We start from the raw sequence: 3,655 nt of genomic DNA on the forward strand, positions 1-3,655 counted from the left end.
GAACCTCGCTTGCGGAACTCATCAGGGCCAGTGGAGGCAATGCCAAAACATAAACAGGCCGGACAGACGACGGTACTGACGAAAATGACCGCAGAAATCACCAGAAAACACTTGCAATGCAGGAGCCACCCACAGAGGCCATCCGGGCAACGGCGATGTCAGAGCGGCACAGAATTTGAACGCTGAAGGAATCGTAGTTACCTACAAGGGTGAAGTATGGGGGCATCGGAGTGGTTGCTGAAAATACTGCAATCAAACGGGCCATCACGGCATCTGCACTGGCGCTGTTCATGGCGTCCTGTTCCACGCAAACATCGGAGAGTTGCATAAGTAAGTCGGATGAGGGAACGGTATCCGACGCACAGAGAGCGGTTCAGACATACGTCGCCGAATACGAGGGAGATCAGGTCGCGACTGCTGTGGGCGAAAAATACGAACTCGCCGACGCCGTGACTTGCGGGAACATTGTCAAGCTGACGTACGCGCCGAGTCAGAGTAGCGGGGTTTCGGTGACAGGCGGCAACCGGATCTACTGGGTTTCTGCTGAAGGCTCGGTGATAAAGTCAGAAATGTTCGATTGATTATGGAAAGGGCGTGACCTGCCCCCCGCGAACCCGTCCCGAGTGATTCCGGTCAATGGTCTTTCGTTTGATCCTTTTTCGCTGTTTCAGAATGGTCTGGCCGCGCCCGAAGTAGACGTCAGCGGGCGTGAGGTTTTGCAGGCTCTCGTGGTAACGACGATGGTTGTAGTGGTCGACGAAGGCGTCGATCTTTTGCCTGAGATCGCCGGGCGGGTAGTAGTTTTCCAGCAAGATCGTGTTCTTTAGGGTCTGGTGCCAACGCTCGATCTTGCCCTGAGTTTGCGGGTGATCAGGGGCACCGCGGACGTGATCCATTTTCCAGTATTCCAGCCAGTCGGCAAGTTCCCCAGAGATATAACTGGCGCCATTGTCCGACAGGAGCCGTGGCTTATGCAGAACCGTTGCCCTATCACAGCCGGAGGCTTGCAGGGCCAAGTCCAGCGTGTCGGTCACGTCGCTGGTCTTCATCGTCGTGCAGAGCTTCCAAGCGATGATGTACCGGCTGTAATCATCGAGAATTGTCGACAGATAGAACCAACCCCAGCCGATGACCTTGAGATAGGTGAAGTCGGTCTGCCAGAGCTGGTTCGGGCGTGTGGTCTTGGCGTGGAACGCATTTGCGGCGGACAGAACCACATAGGCCGGGCTGGTGATCAGATCGTAGGATTTGAGGATGCGGTAGACCGAATCCTCTGACACAAAGTACTTTTCCGTGTCGGTGAACCGCACAGCCAGTTCGCGTGGCGACAGATCGCATTCCTTTAAGGCCAAGTCCTTGACCTTCTCGCGCACTGGCTCGGGAATGCGGTTCTAAACCCGTGATGGCCTAGGGCTGCGATCCTCAAGCGCCTTGGGGCCACAGAACAAATACCGATCATACCAACGATAGAAGGTCGTTCTGGGGATGCCGAGCGTATCCAGCGTGCGCTTGGTCGGCAGGTACGATCCTTCCACCAGCCGGATGATCTCCAGCTTCTCGGATGCGGGATATCTCATTCGTCGTCGCCCCCATCTGTCACACGGCAGGCGAATGCTCCGCATTCTGCCGAGAGGGCCCGAGCATGCTTTTCTTGAGCAGCCGTAGTTCCAAGGCCTGCTCGGCCACGACTTCCTTCAGATCGCGTGCCTCACGGCGCAGATCTTTGACCTCGGTCGATGTCGCCGCACGCGCGGTGTCACCGGCGAGGCGCTTCTTGCCCGCTTCGAGGAACTCCTTGGACCAACTGTAGAAAAGGCTCTGTGCAATGCCTTCTCGGCGACACAGCTCAGAAATGCTGTGCTCGCCTCTCAGGCCGTCCGGTACGATCCTGATCTTCTCTTCTGCCGAATACTGTTTGCGTGTGGCGCGGCGGATGTCCTTCACAATCTTCTCGCCGGGGCTCTGTTTGCTGTTTGGTTCCGGGTTTCTGTCTCATCCCCACTCCTTGGTGGTTACGATGGGCCAGAAACCCTTTCTTACCAAAAACAACCTAAAATGTCCCATTGGCGCTGAAGGCAGACACACTGAACCACGCAATCGCCAATCGGCGTAAACACCCTTCAGGCTCAAATCGCCATTGGATGAAGGTCCGAAGGTAGGTCACCATCTACAGGTCCAGAAATGCGTTGGTCATCTTTGCATCGCCGAAGACGGAGAGCCACTCACCAAAGTTGAAGTTGGTTGTGACGATGATCGAAGTCCGTTCGTAAAGACGGCTGATGAGATGGAACAGAAGCTGGCCGCCAGTTTGCGCGAACGGCAGATAACCCAGCTCGTCGAGGATTAGGAAGTCGAGGCGGCATAGTAGATCAGCGGTGCGACCTTGGCGGTCAGCAAGGGCATCGGCATTAAGCTTGTTCACGAGGTCGACCACGTTGAAGAACCGACACCGCTTGCCCCGTCTGATACAGGATCGTGCGATACTTACCGCGAGATGCGACTTTCCTGTTCCGGTGCCGCCGATCAGCATGACATTGCGCTGCTGGTCGAGGAAGTTGCCGAGCGCCAGATCGCGGACCAGCGTCTCGTTGACCGGCACGTCATCGAAGGTAAACTCATCGACCTCCTTGGCCAGCGGAAGGCCGGCGATGCGCAAGATGTTGTTCAACATCCTCGCCACCTTCGCCGAGTTTGAAGGCGACCTAATCCGCATGCGAACCCGCGAAGGCATGGCCATTGCGCGGGCCTGGGGCAAACTGCGCGATAAACAATCGAAACTCTCAGACTGCCAATCCCGCGATCTGCGCCGCATGTACGACAGGGGCGAGTGTTCTGTCAGCGACCTTGCAGAGGTGTTCTCCGTGCCGCGGCCAATCATCCACCTAAATTGCAAATATCCTTGCAAAAAAATGCTTAATTATTTTATTTTTCAATTCGAGACGCGGAATAAAAGAGAGTAACGAACATCAGTTTCTGCGTGTTTTGAGCAAGAACCTAAGCGATTTACTATGGAGAAAGATTTGAGTACCTGGATCACAATTGAAATTCCTGGAAACGCCAATAATCCAGATAGTGAGGTTATTGGCGTTGCAATTTTTGATACGAGCATTACACTCGCTGACGGAAGCACATTTCTTGATCCCGCGTGGGAAAATTTTGTTGGTGTTTATAGCACCTACGACCCCTTAGACACAGACTTCGACGGTGAGATCAGCTTTGGAGAGCGTCTTGTCGGTTCTGTACTCCCGGAAAACGTCGCTAATTCTAGCTTCCTTTACGAAGCATACACATACCTTGGCCTAGAAACCATTTCTCCTAACTTCAGGCAACTCGCCAATGGAAATATGATTTCAATGATGGCTGACTTGACGGAGGCCGGTGTTGAAATCTCATATGGAAAAAGAGCATTTGGAATATAAACCCACATTTCCCAAGTAAGGCGCTGATTTCGCTGTCCTGACCATTATATTTCCTATATAAAACATGGTGTTGAAGGCTGCGAGGGGCGCGTTTTATGGATCACCCAGAGGGTGCGGGCTTGCAACGGGCAGATCGGGTGGATTTCGACCCTCGCGTGCGGCTGGAATTTCGCGGCACGCAGCTCAGTTCCGACGGCGGCCTTCTGGTGATGCGCGAGCTTGATGACGCGCTCGGG

At 54.4% G+C, this 3,655-nt stretch carries 3 protein-coding genes and 3 pseudogenes; 4 read left to right on the forward strand and 2 right to left on the reverse strand.

Annotated elements, in window-relative coordinates; translation table 11 throughout:
* Positions 1-230 precede the first annotated feature (230 nt).
* On the forward strand, positions 231-581 hold the full coding sequence (locus AB9K37_RS02945; protein WP_369835478.1) for a hypothetical protein: 351 nt from the start codon (positions 231-233) through the stop codon (positions 579-581).
* On the opposite strand, the pseudogene AB9K37_RS02950 reads toward AB9K37_RS02945, so the two are convergent.
* Together AB9K37_RS02950 and AB9K37_RS02955 are read right to left on the reverse strand one after the other, a co-directional pair.
* Positions 582-1,947, reverse strand: a pseudogene (locus tag AB9K37_RS02950) (IS3 family transposase).
* A 226-nt stretch (positions 1,948-2,173) separates the two neighbouring features.
* Positions 2,174-2,650 (reverse strand): annotated as a pseudogene (locus AB9K37_RS02955) (ATP-binding protein); the annotation flags it as partial.
* Between the two features lie 7 nt (positions 2,651-2,657).
* Here AB9K37_RS02955 and AB9K37_RS02960 point away from each other — a divergent pair.
* The 3 genes and pseudogenes from AB9K37_RS02960 to AB9K37_RS02970 all read left to right on the forward strand — a co-directional run.
* Positions 2,658-2,960 (forward strand): recombinase family protein, encoded by a 303-nt coding sequence (locus AB9K37_RS02960; protein WP_369835480.1) that lies wholly within the window; start codon positions 2,658-2,660, stop codon positions 2,958-2,960.
* A gap of 60 nt (positions 2,961-3,020) precedes the next feature.
* Positions 3,021-3,419, forward strand: a complete 399-nt coding sequence (locus AB9K37_RS02965) for a hypothetical protein (protein ID WP_369835479.1) — start codon at positions 3,021-3,023, stop codon at positions 3,417-3,419.
* Between the two features lie 95 nt (positions 3,420-3,514).
* Positions 3,515-3,655 (forward strand): annotated as a pseudogene (locus AB9K37_RS02970) (IS1380 family transposase); the annotation flags it as partial.

The sequence above is a fragment of the Donghicola sp. XS_ASV15 genome (genome assembly GCF_041224595.1).
Classification (GTDB): Bacteria; Pseudomonadota; Alphaproteobacteria; order Rhodobacterales; family Rhodobacteraceae; genus Donghicola.

Bases quoted from the DNA above. Each gene is read 5' to 3' on its own strand.
- AB9K37_RS02960 (WP_369835480.1), top strand. From the start codon at position 2,658: ATGTTGTTCAACATCCTCGCCACCTTCGCCGAGTTTGAAGGCGACCTA.